General features: G+C 67.9%; 12 protein-coding genes. 6 read left to right on the top strand and 6 right to left on the bottom strand.

Going from position 1 to position 20,467, the window contains the following annotated elements; genetic code table 11:
* Positions 1 to 251: 251 nt before the first annotated feature.
* The 6 genes from NK1_RS10800 to NK1_RS10830 all read right to left on the bottom strand — a co-directional run bounded on the left by NK1_RS10800 (position 252) and on the right by NK1_RS10830 (position 13,975).
* Positions 252 to 1,436 (bottom strand): NAD(P)/FAD-dependent oxidoreductase, encoded by a 1,185-nt coding sequence (locus tag NK1_RS10800; RefSeq protein WP_063008386.1) that lies wholly within the window; start codon positions 1,434 to 1,436, stop codon positions 252 to 254.
* A gap of 104 nt (positions 1,437 to 1,540) precedes the next feature.
* Complete coding sequence (locus NK1_RS10805; protein WP_063008387.1) at positions 1,541 to 2,917, bottom strand: lipase family protein; 1,377 nt, start codon at positions 2,915 to 2,917, stop codon at positions 1,541 to 1,543.
* A 970-nt stretch (positions 2,918 to 3,887) separates the two neighbouring features.
* Positions 3,888 to 5,366: an MFS transporter gene (locus tag NK1_RS10815; RefSeq protein ID WP_084460763.1), complete on the bottom strand. Its 1,479-nt coding sequence runs from the start codon at positions 5,364 to 5,366 to the stop codon at positions 3,888 to 3,890.
* Positions 5,363 to 6,064: a hypothetical protein gene (locus NK1_RS10820; protein ID WP_245660433.1), complete on the bottom strand. Its 702-nt coding sequence runs from the start codon at positions 6,062 to 6,064 to the stop codon at positions 5,363 to 5,365. Before NK1_RS10820 ends, NK1_RS10815 begins: the two co-directional genes overlap by 4 nt.
* Positions 6,065 to 6,079: 15 nt before the next feature.
* Positions 6,080 to 7,486, bottom strand: coding sequence for a condensation domain-containing protein (locus tag NK1_RS10825; RefSeq protein WP_063008390.1), 1,407 nt, complete (start codon positions 7,484 to 7,486; stop codon positions 6,080 to 6,082).
* Positions 7,487 to 7,531: 45 nt separating this feature from the next.
* Entirely contained in the window at positions 7,532 to 13,975 is a 6,444-nt protein-coding gene (locus NK1_RS10830) for a type I polyketide synthase (RefSeq protein ID WP_084460764.1), read from the bottom strand.
* A 545-nt stretch (positions 13,976 to 14,520) separates the two neighbouring features.
* Between NK1_RS10830 and NK1_RS10835 the strand changes: the two genes are divergently transcribed.
* The 6 genes from NK1_RS10835 (at position 14,521) to NK1_RS10855 (ending at position 20,467) form a co-directional block, all read left to right on the top strand.
* Positions 14,521 to 16,755, top strand: a complete 2,235-nt coding sequence (locus NK1_RS10835; RefSeq protein ID WP_084460765.1) for an MMPL family transporter — start codon at positions 14,521 to 14,523, stop codon at positions 16,753 to 16,755.
* Between the two features lie 94 nt (positions 16,756 to 16,849).
* Complete coding sequence (locus NK1_RS10840) at positions 16,850 to 17,560, top strand: HAD family hydrolase (RefSeq protein ID WP_063008391.1); 711 nt, start codon at positions 16,850 to 16,852, stop codon at positions 17,558 to 17,560.
* 183 nt (positions 17,561 to 17,743) lie between these two features.
* Positions 17,744 to 18,691: a helix-turn-helix transcriptional regulator gene (locus tag NK1_RS10845; protein ID WP_063008392.1), complete on the top strand. Its 948-nt coding sequence runs from the start codon at positions 17,744 to 17,746 to the stop codon at positions 18,689 to 18,691.
* A gap of 184 nt (positions 18,692 to 18,875) precedes the next feature.
* Entirely contained in the window at positions 18,876 to 19,502 is a 627-nt protein-coding gene (locus NK1_RS10850) for a PAS and ANTAR domain-containing protein (protein WP_245660435.1), read from the top strand.
* Positions 19,503 to 19,568: 66 nt separating this feature from the next.
* Positions 19,569 to 19,733 carry a hypothetical protein gene (locus NK1_RS34400; protein WP_157104203.1) on the top strand — a complete coding sequence of 55 codons (165 nt, stop codon included), beginning with the start codon at positions 19,569 to 19,571 and terminating at the stop codon, positions 19,731 to 19,733.
* A 56-nt stretch (positions 19,734 to 19,789) separates the two neighbouring features.
* Positions 19,790 to 20,467, top strand: coding sequence for an ATP-binding cassette domain-containing protein (locus NK1_RS10855; protein WP_063905959.1), 678 nt, complete (start codon positions 19,790 to 19,792; stop codon positions 20,465 to 20,467).

Raw genomic sequence — 20,467 nt, forward strand, 5'->3', positions numbered from 1 at the left:
GGCGACCGGGGCGGGAGAGAATCATGTGCGCGGTCGAGCGGAGGCGCAGTCGGGATCGGGTGAACTTTTCGTGCAAACCTCCGCGCGATTGCGCGAAAGCCGCCGATAGCGGCGAGGTTTGCACGATTAGTACACCCCCCAGCCAACTCGCCACTCACCGGCAGCGACTACTGATCACTCAGGGCAGTGCGCTTGAACTGGTGCGTTTCGCGGGCACGGTGCCGCGCACAGCCGCGTCGCATCGGTCCCCCCTAGGCAACCGGAACAATGTCGGCGTGCCTGGCCTGCAGTTGCGCCGGCCGGTACTTGCCGTCGGAGAACCAGTGGTGCGAGCCGGGTTTGCGGGCCTCGGTCGCCAGATGCTTGATCCCCGCCTCGCACGCGAATTCCTTGAGCTTCTTTCCCGCGAACCCGCTGAAGTACAGCCGCATGGCGGTCTCGTCCTTGTGCCCGAGCTGGTAGATCCCGGCGTCCCGGCCGAAGCTGAGGCACATGGCGGGGAAAGCGAGGTCGATCGCCGAGGGCTGCTCCCCCGCGATGCGATGCAGGACGGTGTCGGCGGCGTGCGCGCCCAGGCAGTACGCCGTGTAGGCGCTCATGCGGAACGGCAGATCCGAAGGTGCCGACGAATCACCGGCCGCGACGATGCGTTCGTCGTCGACGCTGGTCAGTGTCTCGTCGGTGAGCAGCCGCCCGGCGGCATCAACACTCAAACCGCTGCGCCCGGCCAGGTCCGGTACGCCGAAGCCCGCCGCCCAGATCGTCACGGCGCTGGCCAGGGTCCGGCCGTCGCCGAGTACCACAGCGTCTCGCCCGATCGCGGTGACGGTCGCATCGGAACCTTCGATCACCTGCACTCCGAGTTTCGCGAGGTACTTGTGCGCCGTGCGCCGCGCCTTGGGATGCAGATACGGACCGAGAACGCTGCCGCACACCAGGGTGACCGCGCGCCCTTGTCCGGCCAGCTCGGCGGCGGTCTCGATCCCGGTCGGCCCGCCTCCGATCACCGTCACCGCGGCCGACGAGGGCGTATCGAAGAGGACCGATCGCAGCCGCTGAGCCGCCTCCAAAGTCGCTATCGGATAGGCGAATTCGGCCGCACCGGGTATCCGCGGCGCGGGGATGCCACTGCCCACCGCGTAGATCAGGTAGTCGTAACCGCGGCTGTCACCGCCGGCCAGCTGGACCGTGCGCCCCGCCGCGTCGATCCGCGTCACGCTGTCGATGACCAGCCGCACCTTCTCGGCCAGGACATCCTGGTAATCGACGACCGCCTCGTGCGTCGCGCCCACCAGCTGATGCAACCGCAGCCGCGGAACGAAGACCTGGCGGGGGTTGATCACCGTCACCCGGACGTCGTCACGCTGCGTCAGGCGGTTGGCCGCCATCACCCCGGCGTATCCGCCACCGATCACGAGGACTTCGTTGTTCTTCATCGTCTTCCTCCGTTTGCTGAGGGGGTCGGGCATAAGACGCCGCGTTCCCGGCAGCTGTGACAGCGCGTGAGGTGGATCACGAAAACTCGGATCGCTTACGGTTGTCAGCGATCCTGCTTCGGACCGGCGGATCGACCCGGCGGTGCAGTCTTTCGCCGTTCGGGTGCTGCGGAGGGTTTCTCGGTCTCGGGGACGTCGCTGGATGCACTGCTCGAAGTGCTCGGCTCCGATGCGGCATCCGCGTGTGGCGCCACTTCGCAGGCGTTCGGCGCCGGGACACCGGACAACCGTTCGCCCAGCCACTGCGTAGACCCGAGAAAGCCGTCGAAGTAGCCCAGGATATGTTCCCCGCCCACGATGCTCTTCGTGGCCGGAACTCCCAGAGCACACTGTTCGGCATAGAACGCCTCCGCCTTGGCGACCGGCATCCAGGGATCGTGCACGCCGTTGTAGATATAGATCGGCATACCGGCCTTCCGGCCCTTCAGGCTCAATCGCCGGAACATCATGTCGGCGAATTCGGTGTGAAGCGGGTCGGCCATATTCGCCACGGCCGCGTAGGGCACGAACACTCCGATGTCCGCCATGGTCGAACTGCACACGTCCTCGAGCGGGGAAATGGCCGCCCATTGCGCCAGATGGTTCATGCGGCTGAGGAGTTCGGGGTGTTCGCGGGCCAGCGCGAGCGTGACGGTCAGCATCAGGCCCGAGGCGTAGGTGCCGTCGAAGGTCTTCGCGAAGGATTCGTAGTCGATGGGCAGGCCGCCCATCGCGGCTCCGGCCAGGTGGGGTGTCAGTTCCGGCGCGTATTCGTGTGCGAGCATCGCGGCGGCGTAGCTGGCGATGGCACCGCCGGAGTAGCCGGTCATCGCGAAACGGCTCTCGCCGAACTCGTCCGGCATCAGGTGGCGTACCGCACGCACGGTGTCGAGCATGATGTGGCCGGCCACGGTCGGCTCGGCATAGGCCATCAAGGGGCCCTCGTGGTCCGGGATCACCACCGCGTAGTTCCGGCTCGCCGCCCACATCGTCGGTGACGGGACGAAATCGTTGCCGGTGCCGCCGGTGGTGATGTCGAATCCGTGGGAGAACACGTAGCCGGGAGCGCAGCGCCGGTTGAGCGCGTTGATCGGCGGCGCGTTCAGCAACACCGGGCGGCTCCCCGGCCCGGTCCAGCGGCCGAAGGGCAACAGCAGCGTCGCGGTTCCGAAGGAGGGCGCGCCGGCGGAGTTCGTGGTCCGGAATTTCACCTGGATCGCCCGCTGAACCGGTGTGAGCACCGTCAGGAAGACCATCGGCACCCCCGGCCAGCTGACATCCCGCGATTCGATGACGTCACCGGGTGCGTAATGCGCGAGATCCGCCGGGGCCTCGTCGAAGAACGGATCCCCGGTCGGACTGGATTGAATCGCCTTCCACAGCGCCTGCGGATCCGACGCGTCGCCGGGATCGGAAGCAGCAGACCCGATCCCTGGCAGCACCGACGTCGGCGCGGGAATGGTGTCGTCGAGCCATTTCTGAAACGCCGATGGACCCGGATCATGGTGGGCGGCAGGAGGATTCGGCTCGGAGGAGGCAGCGCCCGGATCAGCCGCCGACGGCGCAGCGGGGCTGGACGCCGACGGTGCAGGTCGATCGGAGACCGACGGCGCAGCAGGACTCGACCCGGACTGCGCAGGCCGGTCGGAGGTTGACGGCGCAATCGGGCCCGATGCGGAAGGCGCGGCACTATCGGTTCCGGGCGGCTCGGCTGGACCGGGCGCTGAAGGAATAGCCCGCTCAGGGATGGACGGCTCCCCGGGGCCCGATGCAGACGGAGGTGTCGGGCCGGTGGTGGACGGTGCCGGGGTAGGCGACGGCTGGTCGGCGAGCGCGGCGACCGGCCCCAACGCCACCGCGCACCCGATCGCCAGCGTGACCGTGGCGCTCCGCAGACATTTCACGACAACACATCCGCCCTGTCGGAGTTGTACTCGAACCGAAGGTCGTGCAGAAGTGGAACAGTCCCGGCAAATCCGGCACACAAAGGGCGCATGTCGGCAGCGGCCGACACCGCACCGACTTCCGAAAGATACCCCCGGACCAGCAAACTTCGGTGGATCTGCGACGGCACACCACCTCGTGTCCTCGAGCGGCGTGGACCCAGCACCGGCCTCCGCTGCGGCAGCCTCGACGCCGGAACCACCTCGCGCGGCATCCCACCCATGCCGGGTGTGCGAGACGTAGCCGATGTCAGTTCGTGCCCGGTGGATTTCGCGGGCGGAACGCTAGCGCACGACTCCGGGTGATGGATGTTCGCCGGCGCCGCGTCGCTCCAGCGCCCATGCGGGCAGTGGCTCGCGGGCCGACAGCCACTCCTCAGGCAACATCAGGCAACGACCGCAAGCCTCGGTTCGAGCCGACATCACGGTGTGCCGCCGTATACCGCGATCGACACGCACGCCAGGAATCTCAGTTCATGCGCTGTGCTCGCGGCAAAGCCAACGTCAGCGCCCCCAATCCGAAGGACACCACGGCCAGTGCCACCATCATGGTGAGCGCGCCGTCGAGGGTGTGGGAGCGGAAGAACAGGGTGGTCAGAACCGCCAAACCCAGTGCGTTGCCGATCTGTTCGATGGTCGGGACCACGCCCGATGTCTCCGACATGTGGTCGGCGTTCAGGCCCGCCAGCATGATGGGCTGGATTTGAACGGCGAAGATCCCTACTCCGAAGCCGGCTGCGCAGACGGCGGGAGCGGCGATGAAAGGGTTGGCGATGCCGCTGGTCAGGTGCAGGTAGATGGCGCCGCCGCCCATGCAGCCGCCGTAGAGGGTGACGCCTGCGGCCAGGATCAGGATTCCCCACTGGCGGACCAGGAACAGGGAGGCGATCGCTCCGGCACCGGCGCCCAGGGCGAACAGCGTCATGACGATCGCGGTGTGCCACGGCGTGTAGCCGAGGACGTCCTGCATGGTGATGGAGGCGGCGAAGACGAACGCGGTGAACAGACCGAAGAAGAGGCAGACCAGGATGGAGCCGATACGGAAGCCTCTGTCGGAGAACAGATCCAGGCGCATCAAAGGGCTGGCTCCGCGGGACGAACGCCTGATCTGGTGGGCCACGAACAGGGCACACACCACCACTCCGGCCAGGCCGAGGGCGATCGGCTGGGCTTGCCAGCCGTGTTGCTGGACCAGGGCCAGGGCATAGACGACCAGGAGTAGGCCGACTCCGGACAGCGCCGCGCCGCCCAGGTCGAGGCGCTCGGGCGACGGCGGGCGGCCTATGCGCAGGTAGCGCCAGGCGAGGGCGAAGGCGACCATGCCGATGGGAAGGTTGATCAAAAAGACCGTGCGCCAACCCCAGCCGCCGATGTCGAGGGTCAGCAGGGCGCCGCCGAGAATGGGCCCGAGCATGCCGGCGAAACCGGCGACGCCACCGTACATGGCGAAGACCAGGGAGTGGCGTTCACGAGGGAAGCTGGCGATCAGAATGGCGATGGTTTGAGCTGCCATGCCCGCGCCCGCCGCACCCTGAACTACCCGGGCCACTACCAATTCGGTTGCACCCGTGCACAATCCGCACCAGACCGATGCCGCCGTGAACGCCACCACCGAGGTGAGGAACATGGCGCGACGACCGACGACGGCGCCGAGGCGGGCGGCACTGAGCAGCGTGCAGGCGAAGGCGAGTGAATAGCCCGAAATCACCAGCAGTTCCGCCGAACGGGAGGCGCCGAGTTCGGAGGTCATTCTCGGCAGCGCTGTGTTCACGATCGTCACATCGATCATCTGCATGAACACCGCGATCAGACAGCCGGCGAAGGCCAGCCAAGCCGCCGATTCGGAGGGCGACGAGTCGGGAAGCAGGACACCATGTTCGGGTTCACCGGCCTTCGCCGGCTCGCCGACGAAATCAAGTTTGCTTCCGCTCCCGGTGATTCGCGTCATCCGGCCAACTCGATCACGCTGCGCGGCGCCGACAACGCCAGTTCGGTCGGGAAACTCAAGCGCACCAGCCGATGTGGTGGTTCCACCTCGATATGCGCCACGAACGGAGGCAGCAATCCCCCGATCATCTTGTCCAGCAACATGTTCACCTGCCCGAAGCTCGGCCGCAGGCGCACCTGGCGGCATTCGATCTCGCCCGCGCCGGCTGCCACGACCGCGCGTTTGTCCACGCGGGCGACCAGGGGCCAATGAACGGAGAAGGCCAGCCACGTATCGATCGACTGCGCCGCCCCCTCGGTGAGGTCGAGGCCGCGCAGCAGGGTCATGCCGCCGACGATCGGCATGATGTCGGTCGGGAACGGGGCGGGTGCTCCGCCGATCGGTAGGTGGACGGTGTCGATGAAATGCGCTTCCTCGCGGGAGACGACCACACCGCGGGAGCGGGTTTCGGCGCGGTAGTCCTCGGCGCGCAGGAATCCGCCGACCCGGCCGAAACGCTGGTCGATGGTCAGTTCCAGTTCCCCGTCGCCGCTGGACGCCTCGAGCAGCGTCCGGTAGCCGCCGTTCTCGTGGGTGACGACGCTGGTCAGTTCGAAACCCGAACTGCGGCCGTCGGTTCCGACCGTGTACCGGCATTTTTCACCGTCGGGTATGCCGGGGTCGCGAAAGAGCATGGGCACGGGGCCTTGCGACACCACGAAACCTCCTGTAGTTCAGTTCGTTTCCGCGCCGCGATGGATGATCGACGCGAAAACCGTCCGCATGGCCGCGATGTAGCGCTCGACCGAGTCGTGGGCGACCGCGGTGTCGGGGTAGATGACGCTCAGCGTCGTCGCCGACGGCAGCCGGTTGACCCAGATCAGGGCCTCCTCCGACGCGGCGCGGTTGGCGTAGACACCGGCCGTCACCTCGTCGAAGAATTCGTGGCCGAGGAAGTCGCGGGCATCGATGAACGAAATCATCGGTGTGACCCAGCCGGGTTCGGCCTTGATCTCCGAGTCGGCGGGCAGTAGTTCCAGCACCCGATGGAACGAGGTGGGCGCCAGGCGGAGCCCGTTCTCGTAGGCGCGCTGGGCCAGTTTCAGGGTGCGGGCGACGGGGGTGCCGGGGCCCAGCGGGAAGGCCACCGGCACCAGCGTCACGTACCAGCCGACCGAATTACCCTCCGCCGCAGAGGTTCTGGTACTCACCGGCGTCATGCCGAAGTAGTAGTCGGAATCGGTGAGATCTCGTTCGGCCAGGGCCGCGGCCGCGAAGACGCCGCCCACGAATTCCGCGTCGTTGGCCCGGCAGATCTCTTCGAAGGCCGATGCCTGCTGTTCGTCGAGCAGGGTGACGGTGCGGTGGGCGCTGCGGTGGTAGCCGTCGGAGCGTCTGCCGAGGTCCAGTGGAAACGACGGCAGCCGATTGTCGTTGCCGCGCAACAACTGTAACCACTTCTGCACGCCCGGCGAGGACAGCGTCAGCAGATCGCTGTAGGCGCGCTCGGTGACGCAGTAGTCCAGATAGCTGGCCGCCGGTGGCAGCGGTTCGGCCTCGCCACTCAGTTCGGACAGATACAGCTGTGCGAAATCGGACGCGGACAGGTACTGCCCGAGACCGTCGGTGTGCAGGTGGTCGACGGCGAGGTAGACGGTGGTCGCGTCACCGTGTTCGATGGCGCCGAAGGTGAAGCAATCCCACTGGAACGGATCGGGAGTCGTCTTCTCGACGTGCTGACGGATCGCGGCCGGATCGTCGATCCAGCCGTAGTCGATCGGAACGAAGTCCACCACGTCCTCGGGCACCAGATGCCGCCGCACGGTGCCGTCGGCGCCGATGTCGAACCAGGTCCGGAAGGTGTCGTGCCGCAACAGGAAGGTGTTGACGATCCGCGTCATCGCCTCGCGGTCCAGGCCACCGGTCGGGATCTGCGCGGTGGCCAGGCACAGTCCGGAGAACCGGAAATCGGCGGCGGCGTGCCGATCCGCTTGGCGCAGATACTGTTCCTGTTGCAGCGACGGTGGCGCCGGATGCACCGGGGCGGTCCGGGCCCGCGCCACCGCTTCCGGTGACGCGACCCAGGTGATCATCCGCCCCGGCGGCGGTGACCATTCGTCGATGAGTCCGAAATCGACCACGGTTACACTCTCACTTCCACCGGCGGACAGCGAAAAGGTGGGCCATCAGCTGACTCCCGCCATCTCCGCGACCGCACCGGCCGGGGCGTCGTGACCGTTCGACTCGGCCGCGGGCTGGGAACCGTTCGCAGTGGTACCGTCCACCGCCGCGGCCAGGGCCGCCGGATCCGGTTGGGCGCCACCGGGTTCGTGCGCCAGGATCAGTTCGGCGACCTTCGGCCCGGCCTGTTCCAGGCTGAACGAGCGGCCCATCTGCAGCGACATCAGGTCGATGCCGAGTGTCTTGGTGACCCGGGCGCCGAGTTCGACCGCCATCAGCGAATCCAGGCCCAGTTCGGGCACCGGGATCGTCATATCGATGGTGTCGACGTCCACGCCCATGACGACGGCCAGTTCGCCGGCCATGAGCCGGGCGATATGCGGTCCGCGCTTGGATTCCTCCATCGCGGCCAGCTCCTCGCGCAGCCGGGCCAGCTCGGAGGTGTCCTTTGCCGAGGCGCGGGCCAGTGCGGCGGTGCGACCCGTGCGGGCCAGCTGCGGGAAGGTTCCGGTGAGCTTGGCCCAGTCGGTCGGGATGACCGCGACCCGCGTCGCGCCCAGGCGCAGGGTCTGCTCCAGGTAGGCGGTGGCGTCGCCCATATCGATCGGGCCGAATCCGACCAGGTCGAGATATTTCTCGGAGGTCTCGTTCGCCGCCATACCGCCGGCACCGGAGAGGTGACCCCAGCCCACGCACAACGCCCGCTCCCCCGCGGCCGCCCAGCGCAGCGCCAGCGATTCGACCGCGACATTGGCCGCGCAGTAACTGTATTGGCCGTAGATGCCGTACATCGAGCCGCCCGAGGAGCACAGCACGAACATGTCGAGGTCGATGCCCGCCTCGGCGACGGCCCGGTGCACGATCTGCGCGCCCAGCACCTTCGGCAGATAGACCTGTTCGAGCTGGCCGAGTTCCATCTTGGCGAGGTTGTTGTCCGCGACCGCGCCCGCGGCGTGGAACACCGCGCGCAGCGGACGGTCGGCGGTGTGGATGCGGGCGACGGCATCGGCGACCGCGCCGGGGTCGGTCACGTCGAGCAGTTCCTCGACGATCTCGATCCCGATCGCGCGCCACGCCTCGAGCTGACGACGCGCCTCCTCCGTGGTCGCGCCCCGCCGCCCGGCCAGCACCAGCCGCCGCGCACCGCGCAAGGTCAGCCACCGGCCGATCGCCAGACCGAAACCACCGAAGCCGCCGGTGATCAGATACGTTGCGGTATCGCTGATTTCGACATCGGGCAGATACGGGCGCACCGGCGGTTCGGGTGCGTCCATGCGCAGCGCGATACGCGCCGGCCGCGACGAGCGCAGCGTCTCCTCGAACGCCTTGCTCACCTCGGCGGTGTCGAACATGTGATACGGCAGGGGGCGGTAGGTGCCCTCGGTGACCTTCTCGAACACTCGTTGCAGCAGCGCCGCGAGCCGCTGTGGCTTCACCTTGACGAGGCGGTCCAGATCCATCGAGAAGTACGACAGGTTCTTGTCGAAGTTGGCCAGTTCCAGCAGCCCGCCGGTGTAGATGTCGGCCTTGCCGACCTCGACGATGCGGCCGAATTCGGCTGCGGCGTTGAAGTTCTGACGCAGAATCTCACCGGGTGCGCTGCTGACGATCACATCCGCACCGGCGCCACCGGTGATCGCGGCGACCTCGTCGACGAAGTTCAGCGAGCGTGAATTCACCGCGTAGTCCGCCCCCATCGCCAGCACGTGTGCGCGCCGCTCCGGGGTGCTGGCGGTGCCGATGATGGTGGCGCCGCGAGCCTTGGCGACCTGGATCGCGGCGGTGCCGACACCACCGGCCGCGCCGTGCACGAGCACCGTCTCCCCCGGTTCCAGCCGGGCCAGATCCAGCAGGGCGTATTCGGCGGTGCCGAAGGCGATGATGCTGGTGCAGTGCCCGGGATCGGTGCCCTCGGGCAGGACGACCGCGAGTTGCCGGTCCACGACCGCGAAGCGGCGCATCATGCCCTTGGCGGCCACACCGACCAGATCGCCCTCTTTCACGCCCTCCACGCCCGGGCCGATCCGCACCACGGTGCCGACGCCCTCCATACCGGGCACGGTGCCGAAATACGTCGGTGCGAGCTCACGTTCGCCCAGCAGCCCGATGACCTTCAGCGGATCCTTGTAGTTCAACCCGATGACCTGCATGCGGATCTCGATCTCGCCGTGGCCCGGTGCCACCCGCGGGCATTCCCGCCACGCCAGTGCCGACAGCAGCCGGGTACGCGGCATGTCGAGTTCGAAGTTGGCCTCCGGATCGGTCAGCGGCGCCGAGGTTTCCAAGGCTTCCAGGCGTTCGGGCAGCGGTTTGGTGATCACCGTCGCCCAGCGTTTACCGTCGCGCAGCAGCACCTCGTCGCTATTGTCGAGGGAGAAGGCGCCGGGGACCGCCAACTCCGCCACGAGATCGGTGATCGGTGTGTCGGGTTCGACGTCGACGAGCCGCCAGCGCAGGGCGGTCTGCTCGTTGAGCAGCACGCGCCGGGCACCCGCCAGCGCGGCCTGTCCGGTATCGGGCGGGACGGGAGTGCCGGGCAGGGCGAAAGCGGATTCGGTGACCAGCGTGCAGTGCACGAGGCCGTCACCGAAAATCGTTTGCGGCGTGCCGTTTTCGCTGGGCGGTTCGACGAAGTCGGCGATCGCCACCGCGATGCGCTTGAGCGTCCACAAGTCGGCCACGTCGTCGGCGACCGCACCGGCCACCACACAGATGTGCAACCGCCGAGCCGGTTCGTCGCGGGCCGCGCGCAACTGCTCGACGAGCTCGGACTCCAATTCCGGGCCGGTCGAATCCACCACGTGCAGACGAGAATCCGCCAGTGCGGCCACCAACCGGCCGGCCCGGTCGGTCTCGCCCACCCGGACCACCACGGTACTCGCCGAGCCGGCTTCGGCCAGCGCGGCCGGGTCGATCGGATCGCGTTCCTCGAAGGTCTCGGTGTAGTAGAAGTCGGCCATCCGGTGCAGCGGATCGTCGCCGGGCCGCAGCGCGCCGATCTGCAGGCCGGACAGGCGGACGACCAATTTGTGGTCGGCGTCGAGCAGATCCACATCGGCACGCAGCCGCGCGTTGAGATCGCGCCGGGCGACCACCGTGACCGTCTCGGGCAGCGCCGCGAGCAACCGCACCGCGCCGACGCCGACCGGAACCATCACGCCCTCGTCGATGCGTTCGTCGGCGAACAACATGGCCGCACACTGCATGGCGGCATCGACGACCGCCGGATGCGCCAGATGACCGGAATCCGCGGCGATCGCGCCGTCGACGGTGGCCACCACCACATCGCGGCCGACGCGCACCGAGGTGACCCGCCGGAACGACGGCCCGTACTGCAGACCGGCCGCGGCCAGGCCGGTGTAGAACATCGCGGGGTCGACGTCGATGCCGACCTCGATCTCCGGAACGGCGACCGTGGTCTGCTCGTGGCTGCCGGTGAGGGTGCGCCCGGAGGCGTGCACCGTCCACGCGGTGCCGGTGGCACTGCGGGACCGGATCAGGAACCGGCCGCTGGCCTCCTCGATACTCAGCGCGACCAGCGGTACATCCGGGGCGCCCATGATCAGCGGCGCGACGAACCGAACGCCTTCCAGCGCAACCTGTTCCGAGCCGATCCGCGACTTGGTGGCACTCAGCGCCGCGTCCAGATACGCGGCACCGGGCATGATCTTGATGCCGTTCACCACGTGATCCGACAGCCACGGCAGCAATTCGGTGCCGACCTGCAGCAGCCATTCCGGCCGGCCTTCGACATCGGGATCGCCGAGCATGGCGTAGCCGCCGGGCGTGCCGAGCCGGGCCTGTTCGAACAACGGCAGTGCGGAGTGCAGGCGGGTGCGCTGCCACGGGTAGCGCGGCAGCGGCAGATGCGGGGTGGCCGGGCGATCGGGCGGGAACAGCAGATCGCGGCCGAGGACGCCCGCGGCGTGCAGGCCGATCAGGGTGCGGCGCAGACTGTCGGTGTCGGATTGTTCGCGGTCCAGCGTCGGCACCGTCGTCCCCTGCACATCCGCGCCGAGCAGGGCTTCGCGAATATTGCCCGAGAGCACCGGATGCGGGCCGACCTCGAGGAAGATCCGGTGGCCCGCGCCGACCAGGGCGCCGACGGCATCGAAGAACCGGACCGGCTGCCGCACATTCGACCACCAGTAGGACGCGTCCCAATCGGCCTCGGAGACCCGCATACCGGTCACCGTCGAATACAGCGGCACGGTCGGCGTCCTCGGCTCGAGATCGGCGAGCACCGAACGCAATTCGCCTTCGATCGGTTCCATCAGGCGGCTGTGGTAGGGCACCTCGACTCGCAGACGACGAGCGAAAACGCCCTCCTCGGTGAGCTTTTCGGCCAGCAGGTCCAGGCGTTCGACATCGCCGGAGAGGGTGACGGCGCTGGGACTGTTGACCGCGGCGATGTCGATACCCGGATCGTCGCCGATCAGTTCGAGGGCCTTGTCCTTCGGCAGTCCCACCGCGAGCATGCCGCCGGTGCCGGCGGTGGTCGCCTGCAGGCGGGCGCGATGGTAGGCCACTCGCACGGCGTCGCGCAGCGACAGCATGCCGCTCACATACGCCGCCGACACCTCGCCCACGCTGTGGCCCACGATGGCGGCCGGGGTGATGCCGTACTGCTCCAGCTCGCGCACGAGGCCGACCTGGACGAGGAAGTTGGCCGGTTGCGCGACTTCGGTACCGGTGACCCGGGATTCGTCCTCGGGCTTGCGCAGTTCCTCGACGATCGACCAGCCCGCCAGCGCCTGGAACTCGGCATCGATCTCGGCCGCGGTGTCGGCGAACACGCCACCCGCGGCGAGCAGTTCCCGCCCCATACGCCAGTGCTGGGGGCCCATTCCGGAGAACACGAACACCGGTTCGGGCGCGCGCGAGACGATGGTGCGCGAGGCATCGCGCCCCTCGCCCGCCGCGTAGCCGCGCAGCTCTCGCACCAGCTCCTCGGTGGAGTCACCGATCAGCACGCCGGTGCGGAACGCGTGGTGCGCCATCCGCGTCCACGCCGCCTCGGCGAGATGATCGGGGTCGGCGCCCGCCGTGATCAGATCGGCGAATCGTCCGGCCAGCGCGCGGGCCGCGGCGGTGCTGCGCGCCGAGATGGGCAGAATGCCGAGATGCCGGTGCGGTCCGGCGGGCGCCGGCGCGGGACCGACGTACTCCTGCAGAATCGCGTGCGCGTTGGTTCCGCCGTAGCCGAAACCGTTGACCGCCACCGACATCGGGCCGGCGTCGGCGGGCAGCGGTTGCGCCTCGGTCTGCACGTGCAGGCCCAGTTCCTCGAAGGGGATGTCGGGATTCTGCTTGTCCAGCCAGCCCTGCGGGGGCAGGGTGCGGTGCTTGATGGCGAGTGCGGCCTTGATCACGCTGGCGACTCCGGCGGCGGCCTCGGTATGGCCGATCGTCGCCTTCACCGACCCCACGCCGACCGACTCGGTGCGTCCGGTGGGAGCACCGAAAACCTTTCCGAGCGCACGCAATTCGACCGGGTCGCCGACGAGGGTTCCGGTGCCGTGTGCCTCGAGGTAGGTGATCGACTGCGGCGCCAGGCCCGAGCGTTCGCAGACGGTACGGGCCAGCGCCTCCTGGGAATCGACATTCGGCACCGTGATGGCGGTGGTGCGCCCGTCCTGATTCGAGCCGGTGGCCTTGACCACCGCGTAGATGCGGTCGCCGTCCCGCACGGCGTCGTCGAGCTTCTTCAGCACCACCATGCCGGCGCCCTCGCCGCGGCCGTATCCGTCGGCGGAGGCGTCGAAGGATTTGCAGCGACCGTCGGCGGCGAGGAACCCGCCCTTGCACATCAGCACGAAGGTTTCCGGCTGCAGCATCACGTTCACGCCGCCCGCCAGGGCCACCCGGCAGTCGTCGTTGTCCAGGGCCTGGCAGGCCAGATGGAACGCGACCAGCGACGACGAGCAGGCGGTGTCGACGGTGATCGCGGGCCCGACCAGATTGAGCGCGTAGGCGATTCGATTCGACAGCATCGTGTAGGACGCGCTCGCCGGGGTGTGCATATCGGTGTGGAACAGGGCCGGCCCCACCACGCCGATCACGGACTGGTCGACCACGAATCCGCCGACGTACACCCCGACCGAGGAACCGGCCGCGCGGCCGGCCATCCCGGCGTCGTCGAGCGCCTCCCACGTCACCTCCAGCATGAGGCGTTGCTGCGGATCCAGCACCGTCGCCTCGCGCGGAGAGATGCCGAAGAAGTCGGGGTCGAACTGCCACGGGTCGGCGGTCATGAAGGCGCCGCGCTTGGTGTAGCTGCGGCCCGGGGTGCGGGGTTCGGGATCGTAATACCTGCGGTAGTCCCATCGATCCGCCGGCATCTCGACGACGCCGTCGCGCTTGTCGACCACGAAGTCCCAGAATGTCTCGGGCGAGTCGATTCCGCCCGCGAATCGACAGCCGATACCCACAATTGCAATATCCGACACGAATTTCCTCCGGTCTCGCGTTCAGAGGCCACCGGCTGCTCTCGGCGACGCACTCGTCTCTCTGCGGTCCTGGGCATGTGACCGATGGCGCCCACGCTATTGACCGTGATCGGAGATGGAAGAGATTCACCCCACTTTTGGACCCTCCAACCAACCGCGCGCGACGGTTTTGTGAACCCGCCCAGCCGCCACAGCGACACGTTCCGCGCCGACCGATCGGTCTCTGAAGTCGTTAGGACGCAACAATATTCGATACAGTTCGCGGGGTTCCGGCCTGGCGTGACAGCGGGCTCTACTCACCGCTCACAAAACTTCCGGACCGCGATTATGATCCGTCGGAAAATCGCTGCACGCCGGCCGGATTCGCGCGTACCGCGTCCTATCTTTCCTCGAACGCTCATTTTCTCGAGGCAGCTGCCCGCTGTCCCCACGACAGCGCGGCGGTTAATTTCCGGAAATTCCGCCGAAACCGCAGGCCCGGTCTCGCGACGAGCGTCGCGAAACGACAGCCGAACCGATACGCGCAAACAGTTGGGAGCCGGCATTTGTCCGCCGAATCGAATCACTGGGCCGATTTCGTGCTGCGCCGGCGGTTCACGGTGATCGGTGTGCTGGTGACCGGACTGCTCGCCCTCGGCTGGTACGGGCTCGGCCTCGGCGAACATCTGAGCTCCAGCGGCTGGGACGATCCGTCCTCGGAATCGGTGCGAGCCGCGCACGTGCACGAGGAGATCTTCGGACGCGACCACAGTGCCGATGTGGTCGTGCTGTATCACGCCCCGCCAGGCACGACGATCGACGATCCGGCCTTCGCCGCGCCGATCGTGGCGAGCCTGGACAGTCTGCCGAAGCGGTTCCCGCAGCAGATCGATCGAGTGAACGCCGCATACTGGCCCACCACAACGGGTGTGGCGCTTCCGGATATGTTCGGCTCCGCGGACCGTGCGCACGCCTTCGCCTCCATCGCCATCCATGGCGACAACCCCACCGAGCAGATGCGCAACTTCCGAGCCGTCGCGCACGCCTTCGACATACCCGGCGTGAATATGGAGGTGGCAGGCGGGCAGGCGGTGGCCGGCGCGCTGAACGACACCATGGCCCACGATCAGCAGCGTATGGAGCTGTTCGCGATTCCCGCGGTGGCGGTGCTGCTGTTCTTCCTCTTCGGCGGGGTGGTGGCCGCTGCGCTGCCGTTGATCGTCGGCGGGCTCACCGTGCTCGGTGCCTGGGGCCTCATCCGGCTGCTGACCACCGTCACCGAGGTCAATTCCTTCGTCTCGCCGGTGGTTTCGATGGTCGGGCTCGGCCTGGCAATCGATTACGGGCTGTTCGTGCTGAGCCGATTCCGCGACGAACTCGCCGACGGCCGGGACGTCGACGACGCGGTGCGCCGTTCCGTGGCGACCGCGGGCCACACTGTGGTGTTCTCGGCCACCATCGTGGCCGTGGCCGCCGCCGGAATCCTGGTGTTCCCGCAGGGGTTTCTGCGTTCGTTCGCCTACGGCGCCATCATCACCATCTCGCTGGCCGCGTTCACCTCGATCACACTGCTGCCCGCGATGCTGGCGGTGCTCGGCCACCGGGTGGACCGCTTCGGCGTGTCCTGGTTCCGCCGGACCACGCCGCCGGGCCGGGTTCCGGACAATCTCTGGGGACGGATTGCCGACCGCGTCATGAAAAGGCCGCTGTTCGTGGCGGTTTCGGTGGTCATCGGACTGCTGGTGCTGATCGCGCCGATCCGGGACCTGGCCTTCGGTGCCATCAACGAGCGCTTCCTGCCACCGGATCATCCGACCCGGCTGGCGCAGCAGCACTTCGACGAGATCTTCCCGCTGCGCCGCATCAACCCGATCGATCTGGTGCTGATCACCTACGACCCCGCCGCCAAGGAGACCGTGCTGGCCGAGGCCGGCCACGCCCCGGGTCTCGCGGCGCCCTTTCCGGCCTGGCTGCAGCGGCCCGCGCAGTCGAGCGTGTTCACCACGCAAACGGTGCTCGCACCCACCGCCGACAAGGATGCGGCGATCGACTACCTGCGCTCGATGCCACTGCCGAAGGGCGCGACCTTGCTCGTCGGCGGTCAGCCCGCCATCGAGAAGGACAGTATCGACGCACTCGTGGACCGGATACCGCTCGTGGTCGCCCTCGTCTTCCTCGCCACCACAGCCCTGATGGCATGGAGCTTCCGCTCACTGGTGCTGCCGTTGAAGGCGGGCGCGTTGAATCTGCTCGGGCTCGGGTCCACGGTCGGCATCCTCACCTGGATCTTCATCGACGGGCACGGCGCGCGGCCGCTCGGGTGCACCCCGCAGCCGATCATGGCGCTGGTGCTGGTGGTGATCGTGTCGGTGATCTACGGACTGTCCACCGACTACGAGATATTCCTGCTCTCGCGCATGGTCGAGGCGCGGACCGCGGGCGCGTCGACCCGGGAGGCGATTCGCGCCGGCGTCGCCCACACCGGGCGCATCATCACCGCCGCCGCCCTGATCCTGCTGGTCGTCACCGGCGCCTTCGCGCTGTCGGATCTGGTGATGATGCAGTACATCGCGTTCGGCATGGTCGCTGCCCTGCTCATCGACGCGACGATTCTGCGGGTACTGCTGGTTCCGGCGACGATGCGCCTGCTCGGCGACGCCTGCTGGTGGGCGCCGCGCTGGTTGCGCCGCCGCGGACCCGACGACACGACCGGGTTCCACGAAACAGACACCGCGACAGAGCTTTTCGAAGAACCGGACCGTACGCCTTCCGAACCCGCGCCGGTGGCGAGCACCCGCTGACGGGAAACGCGGTCCCGTAACCGTACGGCGCATCCGGCGGGGATGTCCGCCGCCGCCGCGGCATCACGCTGGGTACAGTGGCATCTACTCTCGAATGGCTCGTCACGCAGGCTGGTACAGGAGAGAAGGAGATGCCGTGCCCGAACCCGCAGCCGTTCTCTTCGACATCGACGGCACGCTCGTCGACTCCAACTATCTGCATGCCGTGACCTGGCATCGAGCCTTCCGCGACGTCGACGCCGATGTGCCGACCTGGCGGATCCACCGCAGTATCGGCATGGACGGCGACGAACTGCTGCGCACCCTCGCCTCCGATCTCGACAGCGAGACCGCCGATACCGCCAGCGATCTGCACAGCCGCTACTACCTCGAACGCGCCGGCGAACTGACCCTGCTGCCCGGCGCCCGCGAGATCCTGCGCCATCTGCACGAGGCGGGCCTGCGCGTCGTCCTCGCCACATCCGCACCGCCGGACGAATTGGCCCGGCTGCGCGACCTGCTCGACAGCGAGTCGGTGTTGTACGCGGTGACCGGTGCCGAAGACGTGGAGACGGCCAAACCCGATCCGACCATCGTCCAGGTGGCCCTGGACCGGGCCGGTGTCACGGCGCAGCGAGCGGTGTTCGTCGGCGATACGGTCTGGGACATGCGCGCCTGCACCAAGCTCGGCGTGGCGGCGATCGGTGTCCTGAGCGGCGGTATCTCCCGCGGTGAGCTGGAGGCCGACGGCGCGGCATTCGTCTGTGACGACGTCGCGCACCTGCGCCGTGAACTGCACCGCAGCCCACTCTCGTCGCTGCTCTGATCGTTTCCGGCGCGCGTTCGTTACTGCCTCGAGAATCACGTCACCATCGGGTGACACAACGCACGCCGGGGAAACACTGTGGACAAGTAGGCTTCCATGTCCGTACGACGCACCCGTCGCAGGCGAACGTGACCGGGGCGGTGGCATGGCAGTGGCAGTGGTACAGCGGAGGATCACCGACCGATGACAGTAGAGTTCGACAGCGACAGCTTGGCCGCGACCGAGCAGTTCCTGAATCGGAACTACACGACCATGGAGATCGGCAATACCACCGAGGCGCCGGTCCGCAGCCGGATCGCGCGCGAGACGCTGGGCGGGGTGAGTCTCGACCGGCTCGAACTCGGATTCGACATGAGCTACGACGCTGATCCCTTGAACAAGATCTGCCTGGTCGGTGTCGAATCCGGATCTGTCGAGGAGAACTACGTCGACGTCGGCACCGATACCTTCGGGCCGGGCGAAATCGGAGTTCTGACCCCGCCGGATCTGCCGTATTCCGGCATCATCCACCAGGCTCGCTACACGATCACGATGTTCGATCCCGCACTGCTCACTCGCGTCGCCTCCCCGAATCGGCCCGAGGACGGAGAGGTAGCTCTCGCGGGCCATCGCGCCGTGTCCCCGGAGGCAGGTCACCGACTCACCGCGGTGATCACCCATATGCACCAGCTCGCCGCGTCGTATGACGGTGACGTGCCACCGCTGGTGGCGGCCACGGCGTCGCAATACCTGGCGGCGACCGTGCTGCACACGTTTCCGACCACCGCCGGCCTGGAGGCGAGCCCCCTCGATCGCCGGGACGCGCATCCGCTGACGGTGCGCCGCGCGGTGGCCTACATGGAATCCCATATCCACGACGACATCGCCGTCACCGACATCGCCGCGGCTGCCTATGTGACCGTGCGGGCGTTGCAGATCGCCTTCCGCCGCCACCTCGACACGACACCCACGGCGTATCTGAAGCGCATGCGGCTGCGCGGAGCCCACGAAGACCTAATCGCGGGCAGTGCCCACGACGGCGACAGCGTCGCCGCCATCGCCGCCACCTGGGGCTTCGGCCATCCCGGTCGTTTCGCCGCGCTCTACCGCCGGCACTACGGACGCTCCCCCGCCACCGCGCTCGCCGGCTGAGCGCTGGGACCGGGGCATATTCCGGCGCTGGGTCGCCTCAGGACGGAAAACGAACGGTTCAGTCCACTGTGCGTTCGAACAACGGCAGCGGGCCCATCCCGTGAACATAATGATGCTTGTGCATAGAACCGACTCCCTTCGCGACCATGCGGCACCCGAGCCCCGCTCGGACACCGCCGGGAATATGCCGAGAGTGGGGTCGTTCCGGTTCTGGTTCGCCACCCGCCGCTGGGAGTGGTCGGAAGAGGTGTATCGCATGCACGGCTATACGCCCGGCGGAGTAGTGCCGACGACGGAACTGCTCCTCGCACACAAGCATCCCGACGATCGCGAGGAAGTCGCCAAAACCATCGCCCGCGCGATCGAACTGGGCGAATCGTTCTCCAGTCGGCATCGGTTCGTCGACACTGCGGGTGCGGTGCACAACGTGATGGTCGTCGCCGACCGGATCTACGACGACGCCGGACAGGTCGCCGCCACCGCCGGCTTCTACATCGACCTCACCGATGCCCTTGCCGAGAACGAGCGCGAAACACTGTCGGCCACTCTGCCCGACGTGATCGAGAACCGCGCGGTGATCGAACAGGCCAAGGGCGTGCTGATGCGGATGTACCGCATCAACGCCGAGCAGGCCTTCAAGGTGCTGGCGTGGCGCTCGCAGGAAACCAACACCAAACTGCGCGACCTCGCCGCCCAGATCATCGAGGAACTTCCCCTCGTCGCGCCGCCGGCCCCGGAAACCATCACCGCCTTCGATCACCTGCTGCTCACCGTGCACACCCGCATCCCGGGGTCGAAGGTCGGCGGCTAGCGGCGAGTTTGCCGACGTACCGGCCGGGTATTACGCAGCGACCGCTCGCAGACCCGGAGGTGCTCGATGTCCGAACGATTCGACGACCAGAGCCGGCCCGCGAATCCCGAGCGCGAGGACGTCTCGCTGAGCGACTCGCCGGTGACCAACCGCAAGAGTCCGCTCCTGCTCATCGTCACCATGGTCATCGTCTTGATCGCCATCGTGGTGCTGTTCGTGGTGCTGGGCTGAACGGCGGGGATGTCGCTGCGGACGGGTACCGGGGCGCACGGGTTAGTCTCGCCCCGATGGCTTTTCATGGTGTAGAGATCATCGCGCGCGGCATCACGGCTCGCGGAGCACGGGGATGCGCGTTCGCGGGGGTGTCGGTGGACGTCGCGGCCGGCCGGCTGGGTGTGGTGGCCGGGCCCTCGGGATCCGGCCGCACCTCGCTGCTGCTGGCGCTGGCCGGACGGATGCGGTTGGTAGCGGGCAGTGTCGCGGTGGGCGGTTACCGGTTGCCCGCCGACGGCGCGCGGGTGCGGCAACTCGTCGCGGTGGCGCGGGCGGAGCCGGCGGTCGGCCTCGACGACGAATTGCGCGTCGGCGACATCCTCACCGAGCGGATGATGATCTGCGGGCCGCGAATCGGAAAGGCCGGCATCCGTTATGCCCTGACGCTGCTCGGCGTCGACGCGCCCGCGACGGCGACCGTGGCGGAACTGCCGCCGCGTGAGCAGACCCTGCTCGCCGTGGCGTTGGCGGCGGCCGAACAACCGGCCGCGATCGTCGTCGACGACGTCGAGCGCGGCTGCGACGACACGGGCGCCGAACGGATCTGGGATGCCTTGCGCACTCTCACCGGACTGGGCTGCACCGTGGTCGCGACGACGACGATTCCGCCACCGTCCCTCGACGACTCCGTCGCGGTGATCGACCTGCCGCACCCGACCCAGCGAGACCAGATCCCCCTGCCGGAGGAGTGA

The sequence above is a fragment of the Nocardia kruczakiae NBRC 101016 genome (assembly GCF_001612965.1).
In the GTDB taxonomy this organism is placed as follows: Bacteria; Actinomycetota; Actinomycetes; order Mycobacteriales; family Mycobacteriaceae; genus Nocardia; species Nocardia kruczakiae.

Excerpts from the sequence above, each read along its gene's own strand:
- NK1_RS10800 (WP_063008386.1), bottom strand. The coding sequence starts at position 1,436 with ATGAAGAACAACGAAGTCCTCGTGATCGGTGGCGGATACGCCGGGGTG.
- NK1_RS10815 (WP_084460763.1), bottom strand. The coding sequence starts at position 5,366 with ATGACGCGAATCACCGGGAGCGGAAGCAAACTTGATTTCGTCGGCGAG.
- NK1_RS10840 (WP_063008391.1), top strand. The coding sequence starts at position 16,850 with ATGGCTCGTCACGCAGGCTGGTACAGGAGAGAAGGAGATGCCGTGCCC.
- NK1_RS10845 (WP_063008392.1), top strand. The coding sequence starts at position 17,744 with ATGACAGTAGAGTTCGACAGCGACAGCTTGGCCGCGACCGAGCAGTTC.
- NK1_RS10850 (WP_245660435.1), top strand. The coding sequence starts at position 18,876 with ATGCCGAGAGTGGGGTCGTTCCGGTTCTGGTTCGCCACCCGCCGCTGG.
- NK1_RS34400 (WP_157104203.1), top strand. The coding sequence starts at position 19,569 with ATGTCCGAACGATTCGACGACCAGAGCCGGCCCGCGAATCCCGAGCGC.
- NK1_RS10855 (WP_063905959.1), top strand. The coding sequence starts at position 19,790 with ATGGCTTTTCATGGTGTAGAGATCATCGCGCGCGGCATCACGGCTCGC.